Genomic DNA, 22,408 nt, shown 5'->3' with positions numbered 1-22,408 from the left:
GGATAGAGGCTTCATTGAAACTGCATGGTCCTTAGGTCTGCCCAGTCCTGTCGCGCCCCGGGTGCCGCCTACGGCCGCCTGTCGGCCGCCAGAAGCGAAAACATCACGTGGTCGCGCCACTCCCCGTTTATCTTCAGATACTCCCGAAGGTAGCCTTCCTGCCGAAAGCCGGCCTTTTCAAGGAGACGGATGCTTCTCTGATTGTCTGGAATACAGGCTGCCTCGATACGGTGCAACTGAAGGCTCGAAAAGATATACGGTATGACCAGTTTCAGGGCACCATGCATATGGCCCTGGCCGGCATGCCGCTCGCCCATCCAGTAGCCGATCATGCAGCATTGCGCCGCGCCGCGCCTGATATAGCCGATGGTCAGCCCGCCGAGCAGCGCCTTTTCCTCGCGCGCGAACACGAAGAGCGGCACGGCCTGGCCGGAGGAAAATTCCTGTTCATTTCTGAGAACACGGGCGCGAAACGCGCTCTCCGTCAACTCGTCGTTGCGCCAGGTCGGTTCCCACGGCTCAAGGAAGCGGCGGCTTTCCGAACGCAGCTGATACCATTGCCGGTAGTCCTGGAAGCGGGGCAGGCGCAGGAGGTGCCGATCGTCGGCAAGTTCCACGGTGTCGGACTGCCGGGACAGAAACCGAAAAACCGACCGTGCCATTCGCCCTCCGCGCGCGCCGATGCATGGCGTGCCTTGTCGGACAAGATTATGCCGAGAGGCTCACCGGCGTCAAATGGTCCGGGGGGACCGGGGCCTCGGCGTGGCGGGAAAAGTTCCGAAAAAACAAAACCCGCCTTGCGGCGGGTTGCGTCTTCAAAGCCATGGGCGCTCCACCTTCCGGTGAGGGCGGGACGACCGGTTCGAGCGCTTCATCAAGCGCGCCCCGTCATCAGGCCTGGCGCCCGGCTTTCCTGCCGGATGGCTCAGCCGAAAACAACGAGGCCCTTGACGGCGGACTGGATGTTCGAGCGCGAGATACCGAGGTCCTGGAGGGCGCGGTCGTCGAGGGCGCTGAGTTCACGGACGGCACGGCGGTCGGCGGCGTTCTTCTTGAGCTTTGCGAAGATGTTCATTGGTCAACTCCTTTGTGTTGCCAATGATATAAACAATCGCGTGCCCGGAAAAAATGCATATGCTTGCAGCGTAGGCATGCGTTTTTTGCATGGCGTCGTGAATGCCTGCTATTCGAGGTCCTCCTGGGCGAACACCGCCGTCACATGCAGGTCCGTCGTCTCCAGCCGGCCGGGGCCGAGATTGACGAATTTGTGCGGCACATTGGCCGGCCCGAAGACGATCTGCCCGGCGCTTGCCTCAAGCTGCCGGTCGCCTACCGTGAAGAGCGCACGGCCCTGGCGCACGATGAAGATCTCGTCATAGGGATGCCGGTGGAGCGACGGGCCGCGCCCGATCTCGTCCGTGGTGTAGAACACGACGGAGACGTCGGTGCCGAAGGCCTGGCCTTCGAACTCGCCCTGCCAGACGTCGGGCTTTTCAGCCCATTGGGCGCGTTCGAGCATCGCGGCGATTTTCTGCATGGTTTTCCCGTCTTTCCGATTTCAGCCGGCCGGATCGAAGCCGTCCATCAAGATATAGGTACCCTTTTCCCGCTGATGGGCGTCGATCTGCGGGACGAGGCGGCGGAAGTGTTCGGTGGCGCAGTGCACATCCAGCGCAGCGCGGTCCGGCCAGGTTTCGATGAAGACGAAGTGGCCGGGATCCTTCTGGTCCGTGAAGAGATCGTAGCTGATGCACAGCGGCTCCCGGCGGGTGAGCTCGACGAGCTCCCGGTAGAGCGGCCGGACGATATCGACCGCCTCGGGGCGAATGAAATCCTGTGCGATGACCTTGAGCATGCTGATCCCTGTATCCTGACGTGCCCCGCCACTCAGTCCGCCGCCGCGAAATGCACCATCTGGTCGGCATGGGCCTTGGCAAAGGCAGGGCGGGCGGTGGCGCGGGTCATGTAGGTATGGCAGGCCGGATACTCCACCAGCCCGCCGAAGCGTTCGACGAGGCGAAGCACGTCCGCCATCACGATGTCGGCGATGGAGAAGCGGCCGGCCAGCCACTCACGTTCCGAAAGGACCGCTTCCATGCGCTGCAGCCGCAGCGTGAGAAAGCTGTCGAGCGGCTTGCGCGAGGGTGAACCTGTGGGAACGTTCGCGAACATCAGCAGGGCCCAGGGCAGGCTCGCCATCTCGACGGAATTGAGTGCCGCGAAAAGCCACTTGATGGCGTCGCTCCGGCCGCGCGGATCGGTGGGCATCAGGGCCGCGCTGCGTTCGCCGAGATGGAGCAGGATCGCACCGGTCTCGAAGATCGAGATGTCGCCATCCACGAGCCAGGGCACCTGGCCGAAGGGCTGGTGCGCGAGGTGCCTGGCCTTGCGGTCGCCAAAGGGCACGCTCTCGACACGGTAGGGCAATCCGGCCTCCTCCAGTGCCCAGCGCACGCGCAGGTCGCGCACGAAGCCGCGCGGCATTTCGGGCACCCAGTCGAAGGTCGTGAGAACGAGGTCGGCCATGGTCCATCTCCTTTCCGTTTCAGGACAAGGACGGACACGCCATCTCCGTTCCGACACCGCTGCCGGAAGTTTTCCCGGCAGTTGTGGGAGATGGTCTCCTCAGCTCGCCGCGCGGTCGGGAAGGGCCTGGCGCGACAGCGAACGCGTGATGTCGCCGGTCGAGACGAGATGCTCCAGCGGGCCGATGGCCGAGATGGTCGGCACGGTATCGAAGAACAGGCGGCCGGCAAGGTCCGTCAGGCGCTCGATGGTGATACCGGCAAGGCGCTCCATCAGCTCCTCGTTGGGGATCGGGCGGCCGTAGAGCATCATCTGGCGGGCGATCTGGCCGGCGCGGGCTGCAGGGCTTTCCTGACCCATCAGAAGCTGGGCGCGGATCTGCGCGCGGGCGCGCTCGATTTCCTGCTGGTGGATCGTCTCGGAGGACTTCTTCAGCTCATCAAAGATGACGGGCATCAGTTCCGGCAGGTTCTCGCCGCCGGTCGCGGCATGGATGCCGAAGATGCCGGTGTCCGAAAAGCCCCAGTGGAAGGCGTAGATCGAGTAACACAGGCCCCGGTGCTCGCGCACCTCCTGGAAGAGGCGCGAGGACATGCCCCCGCCGAGGATGTTGGCGAGGATCTGCGAACAGTAGAAGTCGCGGGCATGGTAGGCCTTGCCCTCGAAGCCGAGCAGCACCTGCGCATCCATCAGGTCGCGCGTCTCGCGGATGTCGCCGCCGGTATAGCGGGCCGGTTCGAAGACAGGCGAGATTTTCGGTGCGGTCGGAAGCGAGGAAAAGCGGTCCTCGACCTGGCGCACGAAGTCTTCGTGGTTAACGGCACCGGCCGCCACGACGAACATGCGGTCCGTCGTATAGTTGCGGTCGAGATAGGAGCGGATCTCGCCGGGCGAGAAGGACAGCACCGAGTCCGGCGTGCCCAGAATGGCGCGGCCGATGATCTGGTCGCGATAGGCGACCTCGGAGAACTTGTCGAAGACCACGTCGTCGGGCGTGTCGTTCGCCGCGCCGATTTCCTGCAGGATGACGTGTTTCTCGCGGCGGAGCTCTTCTTCGTCGAAGACGGATTCCGTCAGGATGTCGGCAAGGATGTCGACCGCGAGCGGGACGTGGTCCTTCAGCACGCGGGCGTAGTAGGAGGTGGTTTCCGTCGAGGTGGCGGCGTTGACCTCGCCGCCGACATTCTCGATTTCCTCGGCGATCTGGCGGGCGGAGCGACGCTCCGTCCCCTTGAAGGCCATGTGTTCCAGAAGATGGGCGATGCCGTGCTCGTCCGTGGTTTCGTTGCGTGACCCCGACTTGATCCACACGCCGAGAGCGACACTCTCGAGATGCGGCATGTTTTCGGTCACCACGGTCAACCCGGATTGAAGCCGGGTGCACTCAACTTTCATCCTGCGCACTTTCTGCGTTTCTAGCCTCGAACCCGCGTGTGTTTCCCGATGAAGTCTTCCACCGCATCGAGCTCCGCATCGAGGACGTCGAACCGCTCCTCCCTTTGCATGAGGTCAGCAAGCCACGTCGGAAGCGCCGGGTCAATACCGCTGGCCGATTTTACTGCGGCGGGGAATTTCGCGGGATGGGCGGTGGCGAGCGTCACCATGGGTGCGCCGGGCTTCTCGTGCTTGGCGGCGACGAAGACGCCGATCGCCGAATGCGGATCGAGCAGATAGCCGGTCTCGGCAAGCGTATCCTTGATCGTCGCAGCCACCTGCTTTTCGGACGCGCGGCCGGCGCGGAAATCCTTGCGGATCGCCTTCAGCGCCTTTTCTCCGATGTCGAAGGCGCTGGATTGCTTGAGGCTTTCCATGGCGCGGCGCACCGCGCCGGCATCCCGGCCATGGGTCTCGAACAAGAGGCGCTCGAAGTTGGACGAGATCTGGATGTCCATCGATGGCGAGGTGGTGGCCTTCACCTCCTTCATCTCGTAGCGCCCGGTCTTCAGCGTGCGCGCGAGGATGTCGTTCTCGTTGGTGGCGATGATCAGCTTGTCGATCGGCAGGCCCATGCGCTTGGCGGCATAGCCGGCAAAGATGTCGCCGAAATTGCCTGTCGGTACGGTGTAGGAGATCTTCCGGTCCGGGCCGCCCAGCGCCACGGCGCTGGTAAAGTAGTAGACGATCTGGGCCATGATGCGCGCCCAGTTGATCGAGTTGACACCCGAGAGCTGTACCCGGTCGCGGAATTTCACGTCGTTGAACATTGCCTTGACGAGGTTCTGGCAGTCGTCGAAATTGCCCTTGATGGCAAGCGCGTGGACGTTCTTTTCCTTGGAGGTCGTCATCTGGCGCTGCTGCACCGGCGAGACCTTGCCCTCGGGGAAGAGGATGAAGATGTCGGTGCGCTCGCGGCCGGCAAAGGCGTCGATCGCCGCCCCGCCGGTATCGCCCGAGGTGGCGCCGACGATGGTGGCGCGCGCGCCGCGGGTCGCCAGCGCGTGGTCCATCAGCCGGGCGAGCAGCTGCATCGCCACGTCCTTGAAGGCGAGCGTCGTGCCGTGGAAGAGCTCCATGACGAAGGAGTTCGGCCCGGTCTGCACCAGCGGCGCGATCGCCGGATGGCGGAAGGTCGCATAGGCCTCGTCGATCATCGTGCGGAACGTGTCTGCGGGGATGTCGCCCTTGACGAAGGGCGAGAGCACCGTGAAGGCGATCTCCTGGTAGGACTTGCCGCGCAGCGCCCGGATCTCCTTCTTGGAGAAGCTCGGCCATTCACGCGGCACATAGAGGCCACCGTCGCGGGCTAGACCCGCCAGAAGCGCATCGGAGAAGCCGAGGGAAGGGGCCTCGCCCCGCGTCGAAACATAGTCCACGTTCATACGTCCTTGGGAAGGTTGATGATTTCGAGCGACGAAAATCGCAGGAACCGACTGTCGCTTCGTACCAATGCTCTGTCGCCCAGTCTAGCGAAAGGCCACGCAAGGCCGCGGGTCTCTTTGCGGCAGATCGTGGCAATGCCGTTGCATTCTGCCCGCTCCGGCGTGAAACGGGCCGTGTCGAAATTCTGCGGGCGGTTTCAATCGACAATCGATTTTTCGCCACGTCGCTGCTATAGACCATCGCCTAGGGTCGTGAAAAGGCCCGTAAAAGAGTTCCGAAAGGCTTGCACGCCGGGGGCGGGGCCTGATCGCAGGGGTTACAGTATCGTGTTTGGAATGAATATCCGCCGCTTTCTCGGCATATCCCTTCTCGCCGTCGTCGCCGGTTGCAATCAGACCGACAAGCCCGCCGATCTCGGCGTGACGAGCGATCCGTCTGGCGTACAGACGGCCACCCAGCAGCAGACGGGCACCGCCGTCGTGCAGGGTTCGTGCCCGCAGGTCTATCTGCGCGACGGCACGGCTGTGATGCGCCGCTACGCCAAGGGCGCCAAGGACGATCCGCAGAAGCTGCTCTACCAGGTGACGCTCGCCGACTCGACCCGCCAGTGCGTGCTGAACCAGAACCAGCTCGTCATGACCGTGATGGTGCAGGGGCGCGTCGTGTCCGGCCCTGCCGGCAGCGGTGGAACGGTCAATGTGCCGATCCGCGTCGCCGCCACGGACGGCAAGACGACGCTCTATTCCGAACTCGTCCAGTATGCCGTGAACACGGACGCCGGCCAGTTCATCTTCACCAAGGGTGACGTGGCGCTGCCCGGCGGTTCCGGCGGCTTCACCAAGGTCTATGTCGGCTTCGACGAAGGCCCGTACAACACGAAATGACGGCTCCGGCCAGAGGGAATGAAAAAGGCCGCGGGAGCATGCTTCCGCGGCCTTTTTGTTCCTGGATGCAATCGGCTCAGATCGCTTCCTGCCATTCGGCAAGCGCCGCGATGACGTCCGGCAGTTCGCTCATGCGCGAGATCACGGTCTCGGCGCCGGCTTCGGTGAGGCGGTCGGCGTGCGAGGGGTAGGTGTGCGAGGCGCCGGTGAAGCCGACGACGCGCATGCCGGCGGCGCGCGCACCGGCGATGCCGTGCACGGAATCCTCGATGACCAGCGTGTTGGCCGGGTTCGCGCCGAACTGCTTGGCGCCGTGCAGGAAAATGTCCGGCTTCGGCTTGACGCGGTCCGCGCCGAGGTCCTTGGCCGAATAGACATAGGGGCCGAAGACCTCCCGCAAACCGACCTTCGAGAGCATCATGTCGAGGCGGGGTGCAGAGGAGTTCGAGCAGATGCAATAGGGCTTGCGGATGCGGGAGAGCATCAGCTTGACGCCGTCGATGACCTTCACCTCCTGGGCGAGGCGGGCATCGAGCAGCTTTTCCGACTTGTCGAGCAGCGAGGCGGAGAGCGGGATGTCGGCCTCGCGCTCGACGGCAAGCAGGATGTTCTGCCAGGTCATGCCGGCAAAGCGCTCGCCCATCTCCTCGACGCTGATCGGATAGCCCGCATCGGTCAGAAGCGCCGATTCAACCTCGGCGGCGATAATTTCCGAATCGACCAGAACGCCGTCGCAGTCGAAGATGATGAGGTCGAAACCGTCCATGACAAACCGTCTTTCAATGGCGCAATTGCCCGCAAGGGGCGGGACGCGGATGGGCGTCGGGAATTGCGGTAGAACGAAGGGGCGGGATCGCCCGTGAAGCCGCGGTCTCCCTACACGAAAGGGCGCGCGGCGACAATTGCCGATTCCGGAGACGAGCTATGCGGCGGCTAGTCCGGGAACAGTGCCAGGAAGCGTCGCTCGCCGTCCGGCGTGAAACGGATGGCGCGGCTGTCCTTTTCGCGCTTCGCCCAGCCGTCGGCGATGAAGCGGGCGAGCAGCGCCTCGCCGAGCGAGCCGGCAAGGTGCGAGCGTCGCTCGCTCCAGTCGAGGCAGGTGCGGCAGACGGGGCGGCGCTGGGTCCTCAGCGCGGCGACGTCGATGCCCATGGCGGTGATGCGTGCCTCGCCGGTGGGCGTCAGCGCCGCGTCCTCGCCGTCAAGCGCCACATCCCCGTCGGCCACCAGCTGGTCGAGCATGCGCACGCCGAAATCGCCGGCAAGGTGGTTGTAGCAGACGCGCGCCTTGCGCAGTGCCGGGTCCTTCGGGCCGGGCCGGGTGCGCATCAGCCCGCGGTTCGCCGCAAAACCCATGATGTTTTCGAGCAGCAGCCCCACCTCGTCGTCGCCGAGCGCGAAATAGCGGTGCCGGCCCTGCTTGCGCTGGGCGACCAGCCCGCCGCCCTCCAGCTTCGAAAGATGGGCGCTGGCGGTCTGCAGCGTGACGCCGGCCGCGCCTGCAAGCTCGGTCGCCGTCAGCGCCTGCCCGCCCATCAGCGCGGTCAGCATGTTGGCGCGGGCGGGATCGCCGATCAGCGCGCCGATCTGGGAAATGTCGGGGCCTTCTTTCATGCTTCGATGATAGACGAAGCATTCGCGTTCGGCAATGTGGGAAAAGGGCAGCGTAAACACAGGCAATTCCAGCAGGCGCGTGAGCGCTCTTGCATCCGGGACGAGGCCAGAACGAGGAGACGACCATGATCACCTGTTTCATCCGCTACCAGATCGATCCGTTCCGCAAGGACGCCTTCGCCGCCTATGCCCGCAACTGGGGCGAGGCGATCCCGCGGTGCGGCGCCGATCTCATCGGCTATTTCGCCCCGCACGAGGGCTCTGCCACCACCGCCTACGGTGTCTACAACATTGAAAGCCTAGCCGCCTACGAGGCCTATCGCGCCCGGCTTGCCGCCGACCCGCTCGGCCGCGAGAACTACGATTTCGCCCGCAGCGAGCGTTTCATCCTGAAGGAGGACCGGATCTTCCTGAAGAACGTCTCGCTGCCGCATGCACCGCGGGTGACGCCATGATCGCCGTCATCTTCGAGGTGGTGCCGGCGCCCGGCCGCATCGACCTCTATCTCGATACCGCGCGGGACCTCCGCCCGTTGCTGGAAAGCAGCGAAGGTTTCATCTCGATCGAGCGCTTTCGCAGCCTCACCGACCCGACGCGCCTCCTGTCGCTTTCCTTCTGGCGCGACGAGGCGGCGGTGAAGGCCTGGCGCAACAGCGAGCAGCACCGTGCCGCCCAATCCCTCGGCCGCAACGGCGCCTTCGACAACTATCGGCTGCGCATCGCCAGCGTCGTCAGGGACTACGGCCTCAACGACCGCAACGAGGCCCCGGACGACAGCCGGGCCTTTCACGCGGCGTAGCGCGGCTGGTACGATCACGGATGCGGCGCCCGTCTCGCCCGAAAAGGGGGAGGCGGGCGCCGCTGTTTTCCCGGCAGGTTGCTTTCCGCCTACTGTACCGCCACTTCCGAGCGCTCGCCGGCCTTGACGGTCGCCTTGGCCTGCTTCGGCGCGACGTCGCCCTCGTATTTTACGGCCACGATGTAGTCCCCCGGCGGCAGCGTGTCCTGCCATTCGGCGCCGTAATTGTAGGACATGGATTTCTGGTTGCCCTGGATGTCCTTCGCGGCGCTGAGGATCTCGATGAAGCTCGCCCCGGGCGCGGTGATCGCCAGCACGCCGGCATTGATGTTGACGGTGACTTCCTTCATCTCCCCTGCCTTGATCGTGAAGGGGATCTCGCCCGTCGCCGAGCCGAGCTTTGCGGTCAGAACGTGCTCGCCCGGCGGGACGTCCAGCTTCGTGCCGGTGCCGTAATTGTAGGCGATGCTCTTGCGGGTGCCGTCGATGTTCTTGTTGGCCGCCACCACCTCGAAGAAGACGTTGCCGGAATCCACCGCCGTCCCGCCTTCCGCATAGATCGCCTTGTTGAGCACGACGCCCGAACCGATGACGAGGTCGCGCTCGATGGTCTCGCCCGCCTTGACGGAAACCGTCTCCTCGACGATGGACGGACCGATCTTGCCGATCAGCTTCACGTCTCCGGCCGAGGCATAGAACTTGGCCGTGCCGTAATAGGTGGTGGAGTAGCCGCCGAAGGCAATCTCCACGGCCGCGTCCGCATCGTCCTCGGCAGCCTCGGGCGTACGCTTCGGGTGGATCGTCAGGTGGCCGGCGTCGAAGTTGATGAAGGGCTTGGCGACCGCGCCGTCCTTCACCTCGAACGGCACCTCGCGCTTGACCGCGCTTTGCAGCGTTGCCACGGCGATATACTTGCCCGGCGGATAGTTGCCGGAAAACTTGCCCTTGTACTGGCTCTCCAGGTAGTCGCCGGCCGGCTTGCCGCCCGCATCCGCCTTGTAGATTTCCCAGAACACATTGTCGTTGTCGCCGAGCGAGGGGCCGCCCTCGGAAAGGACGCTGTCGAACTCCGTGTTGAACGCGATGGCGGGCTCCGGCTCGGGTTCGGCTTCCGCCACTTCCTCGGCCGGCTTCGACATCGGCGCTTCCGCCACCGTCGCCGTCAGTGCGGCAACGAGCTGGGAAGCGTCGGATGCCTGGAAGTATTTGCCGCCGGTGTTTTCGGCAAGGCAGGCGACCTGCTTGCCTTCTTCTTCCGTCAGGCCGAAGCCGACGACATGGGTGGTAAAGTCGACGCCCTTGCTTTCGAGCGCGGAGGCGAGCGCACAGGGGGCCGCCTCACAGGTCTCCAGCCCGTCCGTCACCAGCACCACGGTCGCCTTGTCCTCGGTGTATTTGAGAATGTCGGCGGCCTGCTCGACGGATTGCGTCAGCGGCGTCTTGCCCTTGGGGTTGAGCCCCGAGACGAAGGATGTGATCGCCTCCCCGGTGCCTGCGCCCGGCGGCACGGCCAGCTCGATGTCGCTGCACGAGCCCTTTTCGCGGTGGCCATAGACCATCAGGCCGAGTTCGGTGCCCGCGGGCACCGATTTCAGCACCGTGCCCAGCGTCTCGCGGGCGATCTCGATCTTGCTGCGTCCGCCGATCTGGCCCCACATGGAGCCGGACGCGTCGAGCACGATCATCGTCTTGTCGGCGGCAATCGTCTCTGTGGCGGCAAGAAGCCCCGCCAGAAGCATGAAGGCGGCTTTCAAACGCACGTCTTTCCTCCCCGTTTTCCCTGGAAACGCCAGCCGTCCACGCCGGCAAGGCTCAGCGATGCTGTTTCATGACGGGCGAGGCGGGGCGTCTATTCGCGGTTCCTTGAATGAAGCGCGCAAATCCCGTTGCGAAACGTATTTGGCTTTTTCTCCAGGCCCTTCAGCCTTTGGTAACCATCTTCGGTAACCATAAGCCCCAGTTCAGTTCCGAGTCAGCGTATCAGCGAGTATTCAATGCCATCTGTCCTTTCGCTTGCAGACGTCTCCCGTTCGCCCCGCAAGAGCGGCTGGCTCGACACGATCATCAAGGGGGACTGCGTCGCCGCGCTCGAGGCGCTTCCGGACCAGTCCGTCGACGTCATCTTTGCCGATCCGCCGTACAACCTGCAGCTTGGCGGTGCGCTGCACCGTCCCGACCAGAGCCTGGTCGATGCCTGCGATGACGAGTGGGACCAGTTCGCGTCCTTCGAGGCCTATGACGCCTTCACCCGCGCCTGGCTGCTCGCCTGCCGGCGCGTGCTGAAGCCCACCGGCACGATCTGGGTCATCGGCTCCTACCACAACATCTTCCGCGTCGGCGCGACCTTGCAGGATCTCAACTTCTGGATCCTCAACGACATCGTCTGGCGCAAGACCAACCCGATGCCCAACTTCAAGGGCCGCCGCTTCCAGAACGCGCACGAGACGATGATCTGGGCGACGCGCGATCCGAAGGCCAAGGGCTACACCTTCAACTACGACGCCATGAAGGCCGCCAACGACGACGTGCAGATGCGCTCGGACTGGCTGTTCCCGATCTGCAGCGGCGGTGAGCGCCTGAAGGGTGAGGACGGCAAGAAGGTGCATCCGACGCAGAAGCCGGAAGCATTGCTCGCCCGCATCCTGATGGCTTCCTCCAAGCCCGGCGACGTGGTGCTCGACCCGTTCTTCGGCTCCGGTACGACCGGCGCCGTCGCCAAGCGCCTCGGCCGCCACTTCGTCGGCATCGAGCGCGAGCAGGCCTATATCGACGCGGCCCGCGAGCGCATCGAGGCAGTCGAGCCGCTCGGCAGCGGAACCCTGTCGGTGATGAGCGGCAAGAAGGCCGAACCGCGCGTTGCCTTCAACACGCTGATCGAAAGCGGGCTGCTCGCACCCGGCACGGTGCTCACCGATGCCCGTCGCCGCCACAGCGCCATCGTGCGCGCCGATGGTACGCTCGCCTCGGGCAACGACGCCGGCTCCATTCACCGCGTCGGCGCCAGGGTGCAGGGGCTCGATGCCTGCAACGGCTGGACGTTCTGGCACTATGCCGATGGCGCCGAGCTGAAGCCGATCGATGCGCTGCGTGCCGTCGTGCGCTCCGGCATGGCCGGCCTGGAATAGGCCGGCACCGAACTACCGTTTCTCCAGCTGCGGCCTCCGGTGTTCCCTGCACCGGGGGCTGTGGCTTTTTTGGGGGAGGGTCGTTCGGGTCGCGCCTCCCGATTTTCCACTGGCGCGATTCAGCGGATGTTAACCATCAATGGCTTAGTGTGATTTCGAAAGCACATCAGGCCAAGCAACGGAAATCGTTGCGGAAAGCCAGGGCCGATCAACCGGCCGGGCAGGCCGGATATCGCTTTTCCGGTTTTCGTACCTTCAGTCCCGGAAATGCGAAAACGCCCGGAGCCCTCTGGCTCCGGGCGTTTCGGTTTCTACCCTCTGCTGCTCAGAGCGCGATGCCATGCGCGGCAAGGTCTGCCTTCAGTTTTTCGGGGTCGGTGAACTGCACCGCGTTCCATCCGGCAAGGCGCGCGCCCTCGACATTGACCGGGGCGTCGTCGATGAAGAGCGTGTGGCCCGGCGAAAGACCGAAATCGCGCCTGTGTTTCTCGTAGATCGCAAGGTCGGGCTTGATGAGGCCGATTTCGCCGGAAACGGTCACGCCGCGCGGCATGTCGAGGAAGGGGAAGAGCTTGCGCGCCTCCTTGAACGTATCGGCGGCGAAATTGGTGAGCATGGTCACGTCACGGCCTTCGGCAATCAGCGTCTCCATGATCGCGACGCTCTCGACATAGGCATGCGAGACCATCTCGTGCCAGTGCTTGCGGAACGCCCGGATATGCTCTGCCCGGTCGGGATGCGCGTCGATCAGCAGGGCCTCGGCATCGCCCCAGGCGCGGCCGCGGTCCTGTTCGAGGTTCCAGTCATGGGTGCAGACATTGCTGAAGAACCAGTTGCGTTCGGCATCGTCGGGAATGAGGCGGGCATAGGGAATGTGCGGGTCGTAGTGGATCAGCACCCGGCCGATGTCGAAGACGATGTGTCGGATCTCGATGCTGCTCATGCTTTCCTCGCTGTTCGTCCAAACGCGTCGGGTATGGCCTGTTTTATTGCCTTCTTCATGACGGTCGGCAGCGCCTCGCCGTCAAGCGTTTCCCTGGCCTGCCACCATCCGTCGCCGCTCCGCGTCTGGCGCGGTAGCCTGGAGCGGTAGATGGAGAGGCGCAACTCGAAATGCGTAAAGACATGGGTGACGGTGCCGCAGGCCTGCCAGTCGGCCGCAAAGGGTGCGGCGGCAAGGCCGGTCTCGCCGTCGATCCGTGCCGTCCAGCCGCTGCCCGGCACCTCCGTCATGCCGCCGAGAAGGCCGGTTTCCCCGCGCTTGCGCAGGAAGACCGCGCCCGTCTCGTCCTCGGCGACGAAGGCCGCACCGAGCCGCACGGGCTTTGCCTTCTTCGCCGCCTTGCGCGGATAGAGCTCCGGGTCGGCGTGCCCGAGCACGCGACAGCGGGCATTCAGGGGACAGAGCGCGCAGGCCGGCCGGCGCGGGGTGCAGATCGTCGCGCCGAGGTCCATCATCGCCTGTGCGAAGTCGCCCGGCCGGTCCGCCGGCGTCATGGCGGCGACCAGCGCCCGCATCTCGGGTTTTGCCGCGGGCAGGGGCGTTTCGATGGCGTGGAGGCGGGAGATGACGCGCTCGACATTGCCGTCCAGCACCGCGCTCTTCCGGTTGAAGGCGATGGCGGCGATCGCTGCGGCCGTATAGTCGCCGATGCCGGGCAGCGCCTTCAGCCCGTCCTCGCTGTCGGGGAAGATCCCGCCATGCTGAAAGGCCACGGCTTCGGCGCATTTCTTGAGATTGCGGGCGCGGGCATAGTAGCCGAGGCCCGCCCAGGATTTCATCACGTCCTCCGTCTCGGCCTCGGCGAGGTCCGTGACCGTCGGCCAGCGGGTGGTGAAGAGCGCGAAATAGGCTTTGACCGCCTGCACCGTCGTCTGCTGCAGCATCACCTCGGAAAGCCAGATGCGGTAGGGGTCGGGACGTTCGCCGCGCGCCGCCATCGGCGGGCTCACCCGCCAGGGCAAATCGCGGTGATGCCTGTCATACCAGGCAAGAACGAGATCGGCAGGCGCCGTGACGCGGGGAGCTTGGGTCATGATTGGCCTGAACGGGGTCGAAGCGACCCATGATGCGAACACAGCTCCGGACGCAAAACGCTCGCACACTTTTGCTGGAATTGCTCTATAACTGGCGAAGCAGGCGGCGATCTTCAAGTCGATTTTTCGCCGTAACAGGAATATTTTCCCGATCGGGAGCAGGCAAGTGAACACCAGCAAGGCGCCCCGGCGCGGCTATCGGCGAGGCGTCGTCCAGATCAGCGAAGTGGCCAACGGCCTCATTGACCCGGTGCTGGCAAAACGCGCCGGCATCAACACCATGCTGCTCGGCTCGTGGGACGAAATCGCGGGCGCTGAATTTGCCGAATGCACGCGACCGGAGCGTATCACCTGGCCGCGCCGCGCCTCCGAAATGGCGGGCGAGGGCGGCGGCCACCAGCCGGGCGTGCTGACGATCGCCTGCGAGGGCGCCCGCGCGCTCTTCCTCAGCCACCAGCAGGGCGAAATCATCCAGCGCATCAACGGCTTCTTCGGCTTTCCGGCCGTGAACCAGATGAAGATCGTGCAGAAGCCGGTCAGCCCCCATGCCAACCGCCGGCCGAAGCCGCGCCCTTTGACCGGCGCGGCCGCCCGCCATCTCGACGACCTCGTCGACGGCATCGAGGGCGATGCCCTGAAGGCGGCGCTGAAACGGCTCGGCACGGCTGTGCTCGGCCGGCGCCGCTAGTGCGGCCGAAAGCCTCGCTTTCGACCATCGAACGGTCACAATTCTTTGAAGTTACTTGCCTTAACTCCGCTTGTTCCCGCCCCAAAGCAGGTATAACGGGAGTGCCCATAGCAATTCCGGGGAATGCGCGAAGCAGCCTCCTTGGGACTTGCGTCAATGGATCCGAGAATTCCCATCCCCGACAGGAGAGACCATGTCCCTTTCCGAAATGAGCCTGATGAAGCGCCTCGCGACCGGCGTTGCCGTTGCGGCGCTCGCCGTGACGCTGGCTGCCTGCTCCGACGAGAAGAAGGAGGAGACCGCCAAGGCTCCTGAAACCAGCCAGACGACGACGGGCGAAAGCGCAAGCTCGACGCCGGCCACCTCCTCCGGAACGACGACGACCACGACGACCGAGACCGCCCAGGCGCCGGCCGCCGAGGCGAAGTCCGTCGAGGTGCCCACCGCCGACGGCGACGTGGACATGGCGGAAGTGATGAAGGCCGGCGCGCTGCCGGAAATGGCGCTCGGCGAGGCCAATGCCCCGGTCACCATCGTCGAATACATGTCGACGACCTGCCCGCATTGCGCTGCCTTCCACAACAACACCTTCGACGCGATCAAGACGAAGTATGTCGACAGCGGCAAGGTCCGCTTCGTCATGCGCGAGTTCCCGTTCGACCCGCGCGCGGCCGCCGCCTTCATGCTGGCGCGCTGCAAGCCGCAGAACCCGGCCGAGCTTTCGGACGCCTCGCAGTACTTCCCGATGATCTCCATGCTGATGAAGCAGCAGGAAACCTGGGCCGCCGCGCAGGATGGCCGCGAGGCGCTGCTGCAGATGTCGAAACTTGCCGGTTTTACACAGGAGAGCTTCCAGGCCTGCTTGACGAACCAGAAGCTTCTGGATGATGTGAATGCGGTGCGCGAACGCGGCGCCAAGGAATTCGGCATCGCGGCGACGCCGACCTTCCTGATCAACGGCAAGCGCTATTCGGGGGACATGTCGGTTGACACCATGTCGGCCCTCATCGACAGCATGCTCTGACCCTTCGACCGGATTTCTGGCGGGCGACGGCGGAAGCCGTGCGCCCGCTTTTTGCATTGTGATTGATCAGACTGCGTTGCCCCTCATCCCCATGTCGGGACCTTCTCCCCGCAGGCGGGGAGAAGGAGGGATACGGCGAGCCCATCGTTCCTCGCCCCGCTTGCGGGGAGAGGATGCCGGCAGGCAGGTGAGGGGCATCCCGCGCAGGTGCGCCGCATGAAATTCACCAAACTCCGCCTGCTCGGCTTCAAATCCTTCGTAGAACCCACCGAATTCATCATCGAGCGGGGCCTGACCGGTGTCGTCGGGCCGAACGGCTGCGGCAAGTCGAACCTCGTCGAGGCGCTGCGCTGGGTGATGGGGGAGAATTCCTACAAGAACATGCGCGCGTCCGGCATGGACGACGTCATCTTCTCCGGCTCCGGCAACCGCCCGGCGCGCAACACCGCCGAAGTCGGCCTCTATCTCGACAATTCCGACCGCACGGCCCCCGCCGCCTTCAACGGCGAGGACGAGATCCAGGTGTCCCGCCGCATCGAGCGCGAGAACGGCTCGATCTACCGCATCAACGGCAAGGAAGCGCGCGCCAAGGATGTGCAGCTGCTCTTTGCCGACGCCTCCACCGGTGCCCGCTCGCCCTCCATGGTCGGGCAGGGCCGCATCGGCGAACTCATCCAGGCCAAGCCCCAGGCGCGCCGCCAGCTGCTCGAAGAGGCGGCCGGCATTTCGGGCCTGCATTCGCGCCGCCACGAAGCGGAGCTGCGCCTGCGCGCCGCCGAAACCAACCTCGAACGGCTCGACGACGTCACCTCGCAGCTCGAAAGCCAGATCGAGAGCCTGAAGCGCCAGTCGCGCCAGGCGAACCGCTTCAAGGCGCTTTCCGCCGATATCCGCCGCCATGAGGCGATGTTGCTGCACATCCGCTGGGCGCAGGCGAAAGACGCCGAGGCCGAGGCCGACAGCCAGCTCAACCAGGCGACCTCGCTCGTTGCCGAGCGCGCCAATGCCCAGATGCAGGCGGCCAAGGAGCAGGCTGTCGCCAGCCTCAAATTGCCGGAGCTGCGCGAGAACGAGGCAAAACTCGCCGCCGCGCTGCAGCGCCTGCAGATCGCCCGCGCGCAGCTCGAAGAGGATTCCGCCCGGCTGTTGCGCCGGCGTGACGAGCTGACACGCCGGCTTGCCCAGCTTGCCGAGGACATCATCCGCGAGGAACGCATGGTGGCCGACAATGCCGCCGTGCTGGAACGCCTGACCGCCGAGGAAGACGAGATCGCCGAGATCCTCGCCGAGGCCGACGAGCGCACCGTCGGCGCCCGCGAGACGATGGACGCCGCGGCCGCGAAACTTTCCGGCAGCGAGGCCGCGCTTGCCTCTGTCACCGCCGAGCGCGCCGAAGCGCAGGCCTCGCGCAACCAGCTCGAAAAGGCGATTCGCGACCTTGCCGAACGTCATCTGCGCCTCGGCCAGCAGCACGCCGCCCAGGCGCGCGAACTCGAGGAGATGGACGCCCGCATCGCCGCGCTGCCCGACCCGGAAGAACGCCGCGCGGCCGTGCAGTCCGCCGAGGAGGTGCTCGAGGCGGCCGGCGAAATGCTCGTCGCCGTCGAAGAGGCACTGGAGGAGGCGCGTTTTGCCGAATCCGCCCTGCGCGGTCCGGTCGATACCGCCCGCGCCCGGCTTGCCGGCATCGAGACGGAAGCCCGCACGATCCGGCGCATGCTGGAGGCCGGCAGCACCGGAGGCTCCTTCCCGCCGGTCGTCGAGGCGGTCGACGTCGACCGCGGCTATGAGACGGCGCTCGGCGCGGCGCTTGGCGACGACCTCGATTCGCCCGCTGACAACTCGGCCCCCGTTCATTGGCGCCCGTCCGGCGACGCATCCGGCGACGCACCCCTGCCGAAGGGCGTGCCGGCGCTGATCGATCATGTCCGTGCGCCCGACGTGCTGGGCCGCCGCCTTTCCCAGATCGGTATTGCCGGCAGCGCGGAGGAGGGGTTGTCCCTGTTGCCGCAGCTCAAGGCCGGCCAGCGGCTCGTCACCCGCGAGGGCGCGGTCTTTCGCTGGGACGGCCATGTCACGGGTGCCGATGCGCCGAGCGCCGCCGCGCTCCGCCTCGAACAGAAGAACCGCCTTGCCGAGCTCGAAGCAGAGATGGAAGACGCGCGCGCCGCGCTTGGCGGTGCGGAAGCCGACCTTTCGCGTGCCGGCGAGACCATCCGTGCCGAAACGCAGCGCCAGCAGCAGGCGCGCGAGGCCCAGCGCACCGCCACCCGCGCCCTTGCCGAGGCACGCGAGGGGCTGGAGGCGGCCGAACGGGCCTCCGGTGATCTCATCCGCCGCAGGGCGGTGCTCTTCGAAACCGGCGCGCAGATCGAGGCACAGGTGGAAGAGGCCGCCGTCTCGCTGGAGGATGCCCGTGCGGCGCTGGAGGAGGCGCCCGATCTTGCCGATCTCGACCTGCGCCTTCGCGCCCACACGATGGATGTCGCGACCGACCGGGCGACGCTGGCCGAAGCGCGCGCCGGCCATGACGGGCTTGCCCGCGAAATGGCCGATCGCCGCCGGCGCCTGATGTCGATCTCTGCGGAGCGCGAGACATGGCGGAGCCGCGCCGCCAATGCCGAGAACCATATCGCCACCCTGCGCGAGCGCGAAGCCGAGGCGCATGAGGAGATGGAGGAGCTGGCCGAGGCGCCCGACGAGATCGAGGACAAGCGCCGCGAACTCCTGACCGGCCTCAGCAATGCCGAGGCTGCCCGCCGCGAGGCCGCTGATGCCCTGCAGGAGGCGGAGAACCGCCAGCGCGAGGCCGACCGCACGGCCGCCACCGCGCTCTCGCAGCTTGCCGAATCCCGCGAGACCCGGGGCCGTGCGGAAGAACGCCTCGTCTCCGCCCGCGAGCGCCGCGTCGAGGGCGAGGCGCGCATCCGCGAGGCGCTGAACTGCGCCCCGCACGAGGCCCTGCGGCTGACCGGCCATCCCGCCGGCAGCCCGCTGCCCGATCCGCGCGAGCGCGAACGGGATCTCGATCGTCTGAAGATGGAGCGCGAACGGCTCGGCGCGGTGAACCTGCGCGCCGAGGAGGAGCAGCGGGAGCTGACCGAAAAGCTCGAGGCGCTCGTCGCCGAACGCGAGGACATCATCGAGGCGATCCGCAAGCTGCGCTCGGCGATCCAGAGCCTCAACCGCGAAGGCCGCGAGCGGCTTTTGGCCGCCTTCGACGTGGTCAACGTGCAGTTCCAGCGCCTCTTCACTCATCTCTTCGGCGGCGGCACGGCCGAGCTTCAGCTCATCGAGAGCGACGATCCGCTCGATGCCGGCCTCGAAATCCTCGCCCGCCCGCCGGGCAAGAAGCCGCAGACCATGACGCTGCTCTCCGGCGGTGAGCAGGCGCTGACGGCCATGGCCCTGATCTTCGCCGTCTTCCTCACCAATCCGGCGCCGATCTGCGTGCTCGACGAGGTGGACGCCCCGCTCGACGACCACAATGTCGAGCGCTACTGCAACCTCATGGACGAGATGGCGGCCTCCACCGAGACCCGTTTCGTCATCATCACGCACAATCCCATCACCATGGCCCGCATGAACCGCCTCTTCGGCGTCACCATGGCCGAACAGGGCGTCTCCCAGCTCGTCTCCGTCGACCTGCAGACGGCCGAGCAGCTGCGCGAGGCGTCGTAGCCGTTCCTCTTTTTGGACGGTGACGCAGCGGAACAAACACCCCTCTCATGCATTGAACAGCGCCTGCCGTTCCCGCAGGATCTTGTGCAATTGGGGATCAAACGTGAGCAGAGACGCACTTTACATGATCATCGGCGCCCTCGTCGTCGTGGTGGCCGGGTTTTCCTATTATGCCTGGCAGCAGGAGAAGAAGCCTGACGGCGTCGAGATCCGTCTGGACCAGCAGGGGCTTTCCATCGAGGGGAATTGAAGCCGGTTTTTTCACCGGGGCTTGTCCGCCGTCTTCGAGATGCGAAAACACTCCCGCAGTTCTTTCGCCGCAGTTCCGGCAAAGGCGCCTCGCTCTTTGTTGGAATTGCTCAAGGCCGTGTTCCCGCTGGGGCACGGCTTTTATTTGGCTCTCGTAATGTTGCATTGCCGTCGCAAATTTGATGCGTTGCAACAAAAAACGCGTCATGCCGCGTTTTCAACAAGATGCAGTTCATGTAGATTGTCAGGACGCATATGGGGAGGCGTGCATGAACAAGTGGGTCTATACCTTTGGGGGAGGCCGCGCCGAAGGCAGCGCGGGCGATCGCAACACGCTCGGCGGCAAGGGCGCGAACCTCGCCGAAATGTGCAATCTCGGCCTGCCGGTGCCGCCCGGGCTCACCATCGTCACCTCCGCCTGTAACCACTATTACGACAACGGCCGCCGGCTGCCGGACGATCTGAAGGATCAGGTCCGCACCGCGCTTCGCCAGATGGAGGGCATCACCGGCCGCCTCTTCGGCGACATGACGAAGCCGTTGCTGCTTTCCGTACGCTCCGGTGCGCGCGCCTCCATGCCGGGCATGATGGACACGGTCCTCAACCTCGGTCTCAACGACCGCACGGTGGAGGCGCTTGGCCATGATGCCGGCGATGCGCGTTTTGCCTGGGACAGTTACCGCCGCTTCATCCAGATGTATGGCGACGTTGTCATGGGGCTCGACCACGAGGTCTTCGAGGAGATCCTGGAGGACGAGAAGGGCCGGCTCGGGCACGAACAGGATACCGAGCTCTCGGCCGTCGAATGGCAGCACGTTATCGCCCGCTACAAGGAGACGATCGAGGAGGAGCTGGGCGAAGCGTTCCCGCAGGATCCGGAAGTCCAGCTTTGGGGCGCGATCGGCGCCGTCTTCGCGAGCTGGATGAACGCGCGCGCGGTGACCTATCGCACGCTGCACAACATTCCCGCCGTCTGGGGCACGGCCGTGAATGTTCAGGCCATGGTCTTCGGCAATCTCGGCAATTCCTCCGCCACGGGCGTCGCCTTCACGCGCAACCCCTCGACGGGCGAGAACAAGCTCTACGGCGAATTCCTCGTCAATGCACAGGGCGAGGATGTCGTCGCCGGCATCCGCACGCCGCAGAACATCACCGAGGAGGCGCGCATCGCCTCCGGCTCCGACCGTCCGTCGCTTGAAAAGCTGATGCCGGAGGCTTTTGCCGAGTTCCGCGGCATCTGCGACCGGCTGGAGCGGCATTACCGCGACATGCAGGACCTCGAATTCACCATCGAGCGCGGCAAGCTCTGGATGCTGCAGACCCGCTCGGGCAAGCGCACGGCAAAGGCCGCGCTGAAGATCGCCGTCGACATGGCGACGGAAGGCCTGATCAGCGAGGGCGAAGCCGTCGCGCGCATCGATCCCGCCTCGCTCGACCAGCTTCTGCACCCGACCATCGATCCGCGCGCACGGCGCGACGTCATCGGCTCCGGCCTGCCGGCTTCGCCGGGCGCGGCGACCGGCGCGATCGTCTTCACCTCGGAAGACGCCGTCGCGGCGCAGGAGGAGGGGCGCAGGGTCATTCTCGTGCGCATCGAGACGAGCCCGGAAGACATTCACGGCATGCATGCCGCCGAAGGCATCCTGACCACCCGCGGCGGCATGACCAGCCATGCGGCCGTCGTCGCCCGCGGCATGGGCACGCCGTGCGTGTCCGGCGCGGGCACGCTGCGCGTCGATCTGCGTAACGAGCTTCTCGTCGCCCATGGCGTGACGCTGAAGAAGGGCGACGTCATCACCATCGACGGCTCCTCCGGCCAGGTGCTGAAGGGCGAGATCCCCATGCTCCAGCCGGAACTGTCGGGCGATTTCGGCCGCATCATGGAGTGGGCCGACCGCACGCGCCGCATGAAGGTGCGCACCAATGCCGAGACGCCGGCGGATGCCCGCGCGGCGCGCTCCTTCGGCGCGGAGGGCATCGGCCTTTGCCGCACCGAGCACATGTTCTTCGAAGGCAGCCGCATCAATGTGATGCGCGAGATGATTCTCGCCGAGGATGAAGCCGGTCGCCGCGCCTCGCTGGCGAAACTCCTGCCCATGCAGCGCTCCGATTTCGCCGAACTGTTCGAGATTATGCACGGTCTGCCGGTGACGATCCGCCTGCTCGATCCGCCGTTGCACGAGTTCCTGCCGAAGAGCGACGAGGAGATCGCCGAAGTGGCGACCGCCCTTGCCATCGAGGAGGCGGCGCTGCGCCGGCGCGTCGATACGCTGCACGAGTTCAATCCCATGCTCGGCCATCGCGGCTGCCGCCTTGCCATCTCCTATCCGGAGATTGCCGAGATGCAGGCGCGCGCCATCTTCGAGGCCGCCGCGGAGGCGGCCAAGACGACCGGTGCGGCCGTCGAGCCGGAGATCATGGTGCCGCTCGTCGGCCTCAAGGCGGAGCTGGATTACGTCAAGGCCCGCATCGAGGCGGTCGCCAAGGCGGTGATCGCGGAAACCGGCGTCGCCATCGACTATCTCGTCGGGACGATGATCGAGCTGCCGCGCGCCGCCCTTCGCGCCCATGTCATCGCCGAATCGGCCGAGTTCTTCTCCTTCGGCACCAACGACCTGACGCAGACGACCTTCGGCATTTCACGCGACGACGCCTCGGCGTTCCTGTCGACCTATATCCAGAAGGGCATCGTCGAGCAGGACCCGTTCGTGCAGCTTGATTTCGACGGGGTGGGCGAACTCATCCGCATCGCCGCCGAGCGCGGCCGGAGCACGCGCAACGACCTGAAGCTCGGCATCTGCGGTGAGCATGGCGGCGACCCGGCCTCGATCCATTTCTGCGAGGAGGCCGGGCTCGACTATGTCTCCTGTTCGCCCTTCCGCGTGCCGATCGCCCGGCTTGCCGCAGCGCAGGCGGCGTTCAACGGCAAGGCCTGACGACCGCTGTGCTGTGTCTCGCTTC

21 protein-coding genes are annotated in these 22,408 nt (G+C 65.5%); 9 read left to right on the top strand and 12 right to left on the bottom strand.

Annotated features, from left to right (window positions below):
- Positions 1 to 68: 68 nt before the first annotated feature.
- From EXZ48_RS25175 to thrC, 7 genes are all read right to left on the bottom strand, one after another.
- On the bottom strand, positions 69 to 662 hold the full coding sequence (locus EXZ48_RS25175; protein ID WP_023512597.1) for a GNAT family N-acetyltransferase: 594 nt from the start codon (positions 660 to 662) through the stop codon (positions 69 to 71).
- 263 nt (positions 663 to 925) lie between these two features.
- A complete protein-coding gene (locus tag EXZ48_RS25170; RefSeq protein WP_130519142.1) occupies positions 926 to 1,075 on the bottom strand; it encodes a DUF1127 domain-containing protein in 150 nt (49 codons plus the stop codon).
- Between the two features lie 108 nt (positions 1,076 to 1,183).
- Positions 1,184 to 1,537 (bottom strand): cupin domain-containing protein, encoded by a 354-nt coding sequence (locus tag EXZ48_RS25165; protein ID WP_130519140.1) that lies wholly within the window; start codon positions 1,535 to 1,537, stop codon positions 1,184 to 1,186.
- 21 nt (positions 1,538 to 1,558) lie between these two features.
- On the bottom strand, positions 1,559 to 1,855 hold the full coding sequence (locus EXZ48_RS25160) for a putative quinol monooxygenase (protein ID WP_130519138.1): 297 nt from the start codon (positions 1,853 to 1,855) through the stop codon (positions 1,559 to 1,561).
- Between the two features lie 32 nt (positions 1,856 to 1,887).
- The gene (locus EXZ48_RS25155) at positions 1,888 to 2,526 is read right to left on the bottom strand and encodes a glutathione S-transferase family protein (protein ID WP_130519136.1); all 639 of its coding nucleotides are present in this window, start codon (positions 2,524 to 2,526) and stop codon (positions 1,888 to 1,890) included.
- 99 nt (positions 2,527 to 2,625) lie between these two features.
- Positions 2,626 to 3,921 carry a pitrilysin family protein gene (locus tag EXZ48_RS25150; protein ID WP_023512592.1) on the bottom strand — a complete coding sequence of 432 codons (1,296 nt, stop codon included), beginning with the start codon at positions 3,919 to 3,921 and terminating at the stop codon, positions 2,626 to 2,628.
- A gap of 20 nt (positions 3,922 to 3,941) precedes the next feature.
- Entirely contained in the window at positions 3,942 to 5,345 is a 1,404-nt protein-coding gene (gene thrC, locus EXZ48_RS25145) for a threonine synthase (protein WP_197283964.1), read from the bottom strand.
- Positions 5,346 to 5,672: 327 nt separating this feature from the next.
- Between thrC and EXZ48_RS25140 the strand changes: the two genes are divergently transcribed.
- A complete protein-coding gene (locus tag EXZ48_RS25140) occupies positions 5,673 to 6,230 on the top strand; it encodes a hypothetical protein (protein ID WP_371260045.1) in 558 nt (185 codons plus the stop codon).
- A gap of 76 nt (positions 6,231 to 6,306) precedes the next feature.
- On the opposite strand, the gene EXZ48_RS25135 is transcribed toward EXZ48_RS25140, so the two are convergent.
- A complete protein-coding gene (locus EXZ48_RS25135; protein WP_023512589.1) occupies positions 6,307 to 6,996 on the bottom strand; it encodes an HAD family phosphatase in 690 nt (229 codons plus the stop codon).
- A gap of 167 nt (positions 6,997 to 7,163) precedes the next feature.
- Positions 7,164 to 7,844 carry a helix-turn-helix transcriptional regulator gene (locus EXZ48_RS25130; protein ID WP_130519134.1) on the bottom strand — a complete coding sequence of 227 codons (681 nt, stop codon included), beginning with the start codon at positions 7,842 to 7,844 and terminating at the stop codon, positions 7,164 to 7,166.
- A 125-nt stretch (positions 7,845 to 7,969) separates the two neighbouring features.
- Here EXZ48_RS25130 and EXZ48_RS25125 point away from each other — a divergent pair, with 125 nt between their 5' ends.
- Both EXZ48_RS25125 and EXZ48_RS25120 read left to right on the top strand, forming a co-directional pair.
- Positions 7,970 to 8,299 carry an NIPSNAP family protein gene (locus EXZ48_RS25125; protein WP_023512587.1) on the top strand — a complete coding sequence of 110 codons (330 nt, stop codon included), beginning with the start codon at positions 7,970 to 7,972 and terminating at the stop codon, positions 8,297 to 8,299.
- Positions 8,296 to 8,643 (top strand): antibiotic biosynthesis monooxygenase, encoded by a 348-nt coding sequence (locus EXZ48_RS25120; protein WP_023512586.1) that lies wholly within the window; start codon positions 8,296 to 8,298, stop codon positions 8,641 to 8,643. The genes EXZ48_RS25125 and EXZ48_RS25120 overlap by 4 nt, the downstream gene beginning before the upstream one ends.
- A gap of 89 nt (positions 8,644 to 8,732) precedes the next feature.
- Here the strand turns inward: EXZ48_RS25120 and EXZ48_RS25115 are convergent, their stop codons facing one another.
- Positions 8,733 to 10,403 (bottom strand): VWA domain-containing protein, encoded by a 1,671-nt coding sequence (locus tag EXZ48_RS25115; protein ID WP_245462352.1) that lies wholly within the window; start codon positions 10,401 to 10,403, stop codon positions 8,733 to 8,735.
- Positions 10,404 to 10,637: 234 nt separating this feature from the next.
- Between EXZ48_RS25115 and EXZ48_RS25110 the strand changes: the two genes are divergently transcribed.
- On the top strand, positions 10,638 to 11,768 hold the full coding sequence (locus tag EXZ48_RS25110; RefSeq protein ID WP_130519132.1) for a site-specific DNA-methyltransferase: 1,131 nt from the start codon (positions 10,638 to 10,640) through the stop codon (positions 11,766 to 11,768).
- Between the two features lie 325 nt (positions 11,769 to 12,093).
- Here the strand turns inward: EXZ48_RS25110 and EXZ48_RS25105 are convergent, their stop codons facing one another.
- Both EXZ48_RS25105 and mutY read right to left on the bottom strand, forming a co-directional pair.
- Positions 12,094 to 12,711, bottom strand: coding sequence for an HAD family phosphatase (locus tag EXZ48_RS25105; RefSeq protein WP_023516538.1), 618 nt, complete (start codon positions 12,709 to 12,711; stop codon positions 12,094 to 12,096).
- On the bottom strand, positions 12,708 to 13,808 hold the full coding sequence (mutY, locus tag EXZ48_RS25100; RefSeq protein ID WP_165909420.1) for an A/G-specific adenine glycosylase: 1,101 nt from the start codon (positions 13,806 to 13,808) through the stop codon (positions 12,708 to 12,710). The genes EXZ48_RS25105 and mutY overlap by 4 nt, the downstream gene beginning before the upstream one ends.
- Before the next feature lie 163 nt (positions 13,809 to 13,971).
- Between mutY and EXZ48_RS25095 the strand changes: the two genes are divergently transcribed.
- The 5 genes from EXZ48_RS25095 (at position 13,972) to ppdK (ending at position 22,383) form a co-directional block, all read left to right on the top strand.
- A complete protein-coding gene (locus tag EXZ48_RS25095) occupies positions 13,972 to 14,493 on the top strand; it encodes a DUF721 domain-containing protein (RefSeq protein ID WP_023516536.1) in 522 nt (173 codons plus the stop codon).
- A 193-nt stretch (positions 14,494 to 14,686) separates the two neighbouring features.
- Entirely contained in the window at positions 14,687 to 15,517 is an 831-nt protein-coding gene (locus tag EXZ48_RS25090) for a DsbA family protein (RefSeq protein ID WP_130519128.1), read from the top strand.
- A gap of 216 nt (positions 15,518 to 15,733) precedes the next feature.
- Complete coding sequence (locus EXZ48_RS25085; protein WP_130519126.1) at positions 15,734 to 19,198, top strand: chromosome segregation SMC family protein; 3,465 nt, start codon at positions 15,734 to 15,736, stop codon at positions 19,196 to 19,198.
- Positions 19,199 to 19,301: 103 nt separating this feature from the next.
- On the top strand, positions 19,302 to 19,448 hold the full coding sequence (locus tag EXZ48_RS35005; RefSeq protein WP_037408656.1) for a hypothetical protein: 147 nt from the start codon (positions 19,302 to 19,304) through the stop codon (positions 19,446 to 19,448).
- Positions 19,449 to 19,716: 268 nt separating this feature from the next.
- The gene (gene ppdK, locus EXZ48_RS25080) at positions 19,717 to 22,383 is read left to right on the top strand and encodes a pyruvate, phosphate dikinase (RefSeq protein ID WP_023516955.1); all 2,667 of its coding nucleotides are present in this window, start codon (positions 19,717 to 19,719) and stop codon (positions 22,381 to 22,383) included.
- Positions 22,384 to 22,408 lie beyond the last annotated feature (25 nt).

The organism is Shinella sp. JR1-6, assembly GCF_004284735.1.
Lineage (GTDB): Bacteria > Pseudomonadota > Alphaproteobacteria > Rhizobiales > Rhizobiaceae > Shinella.
This window is presented reverse-complemented; position numbering and strand designations above follow the sequence as displayed.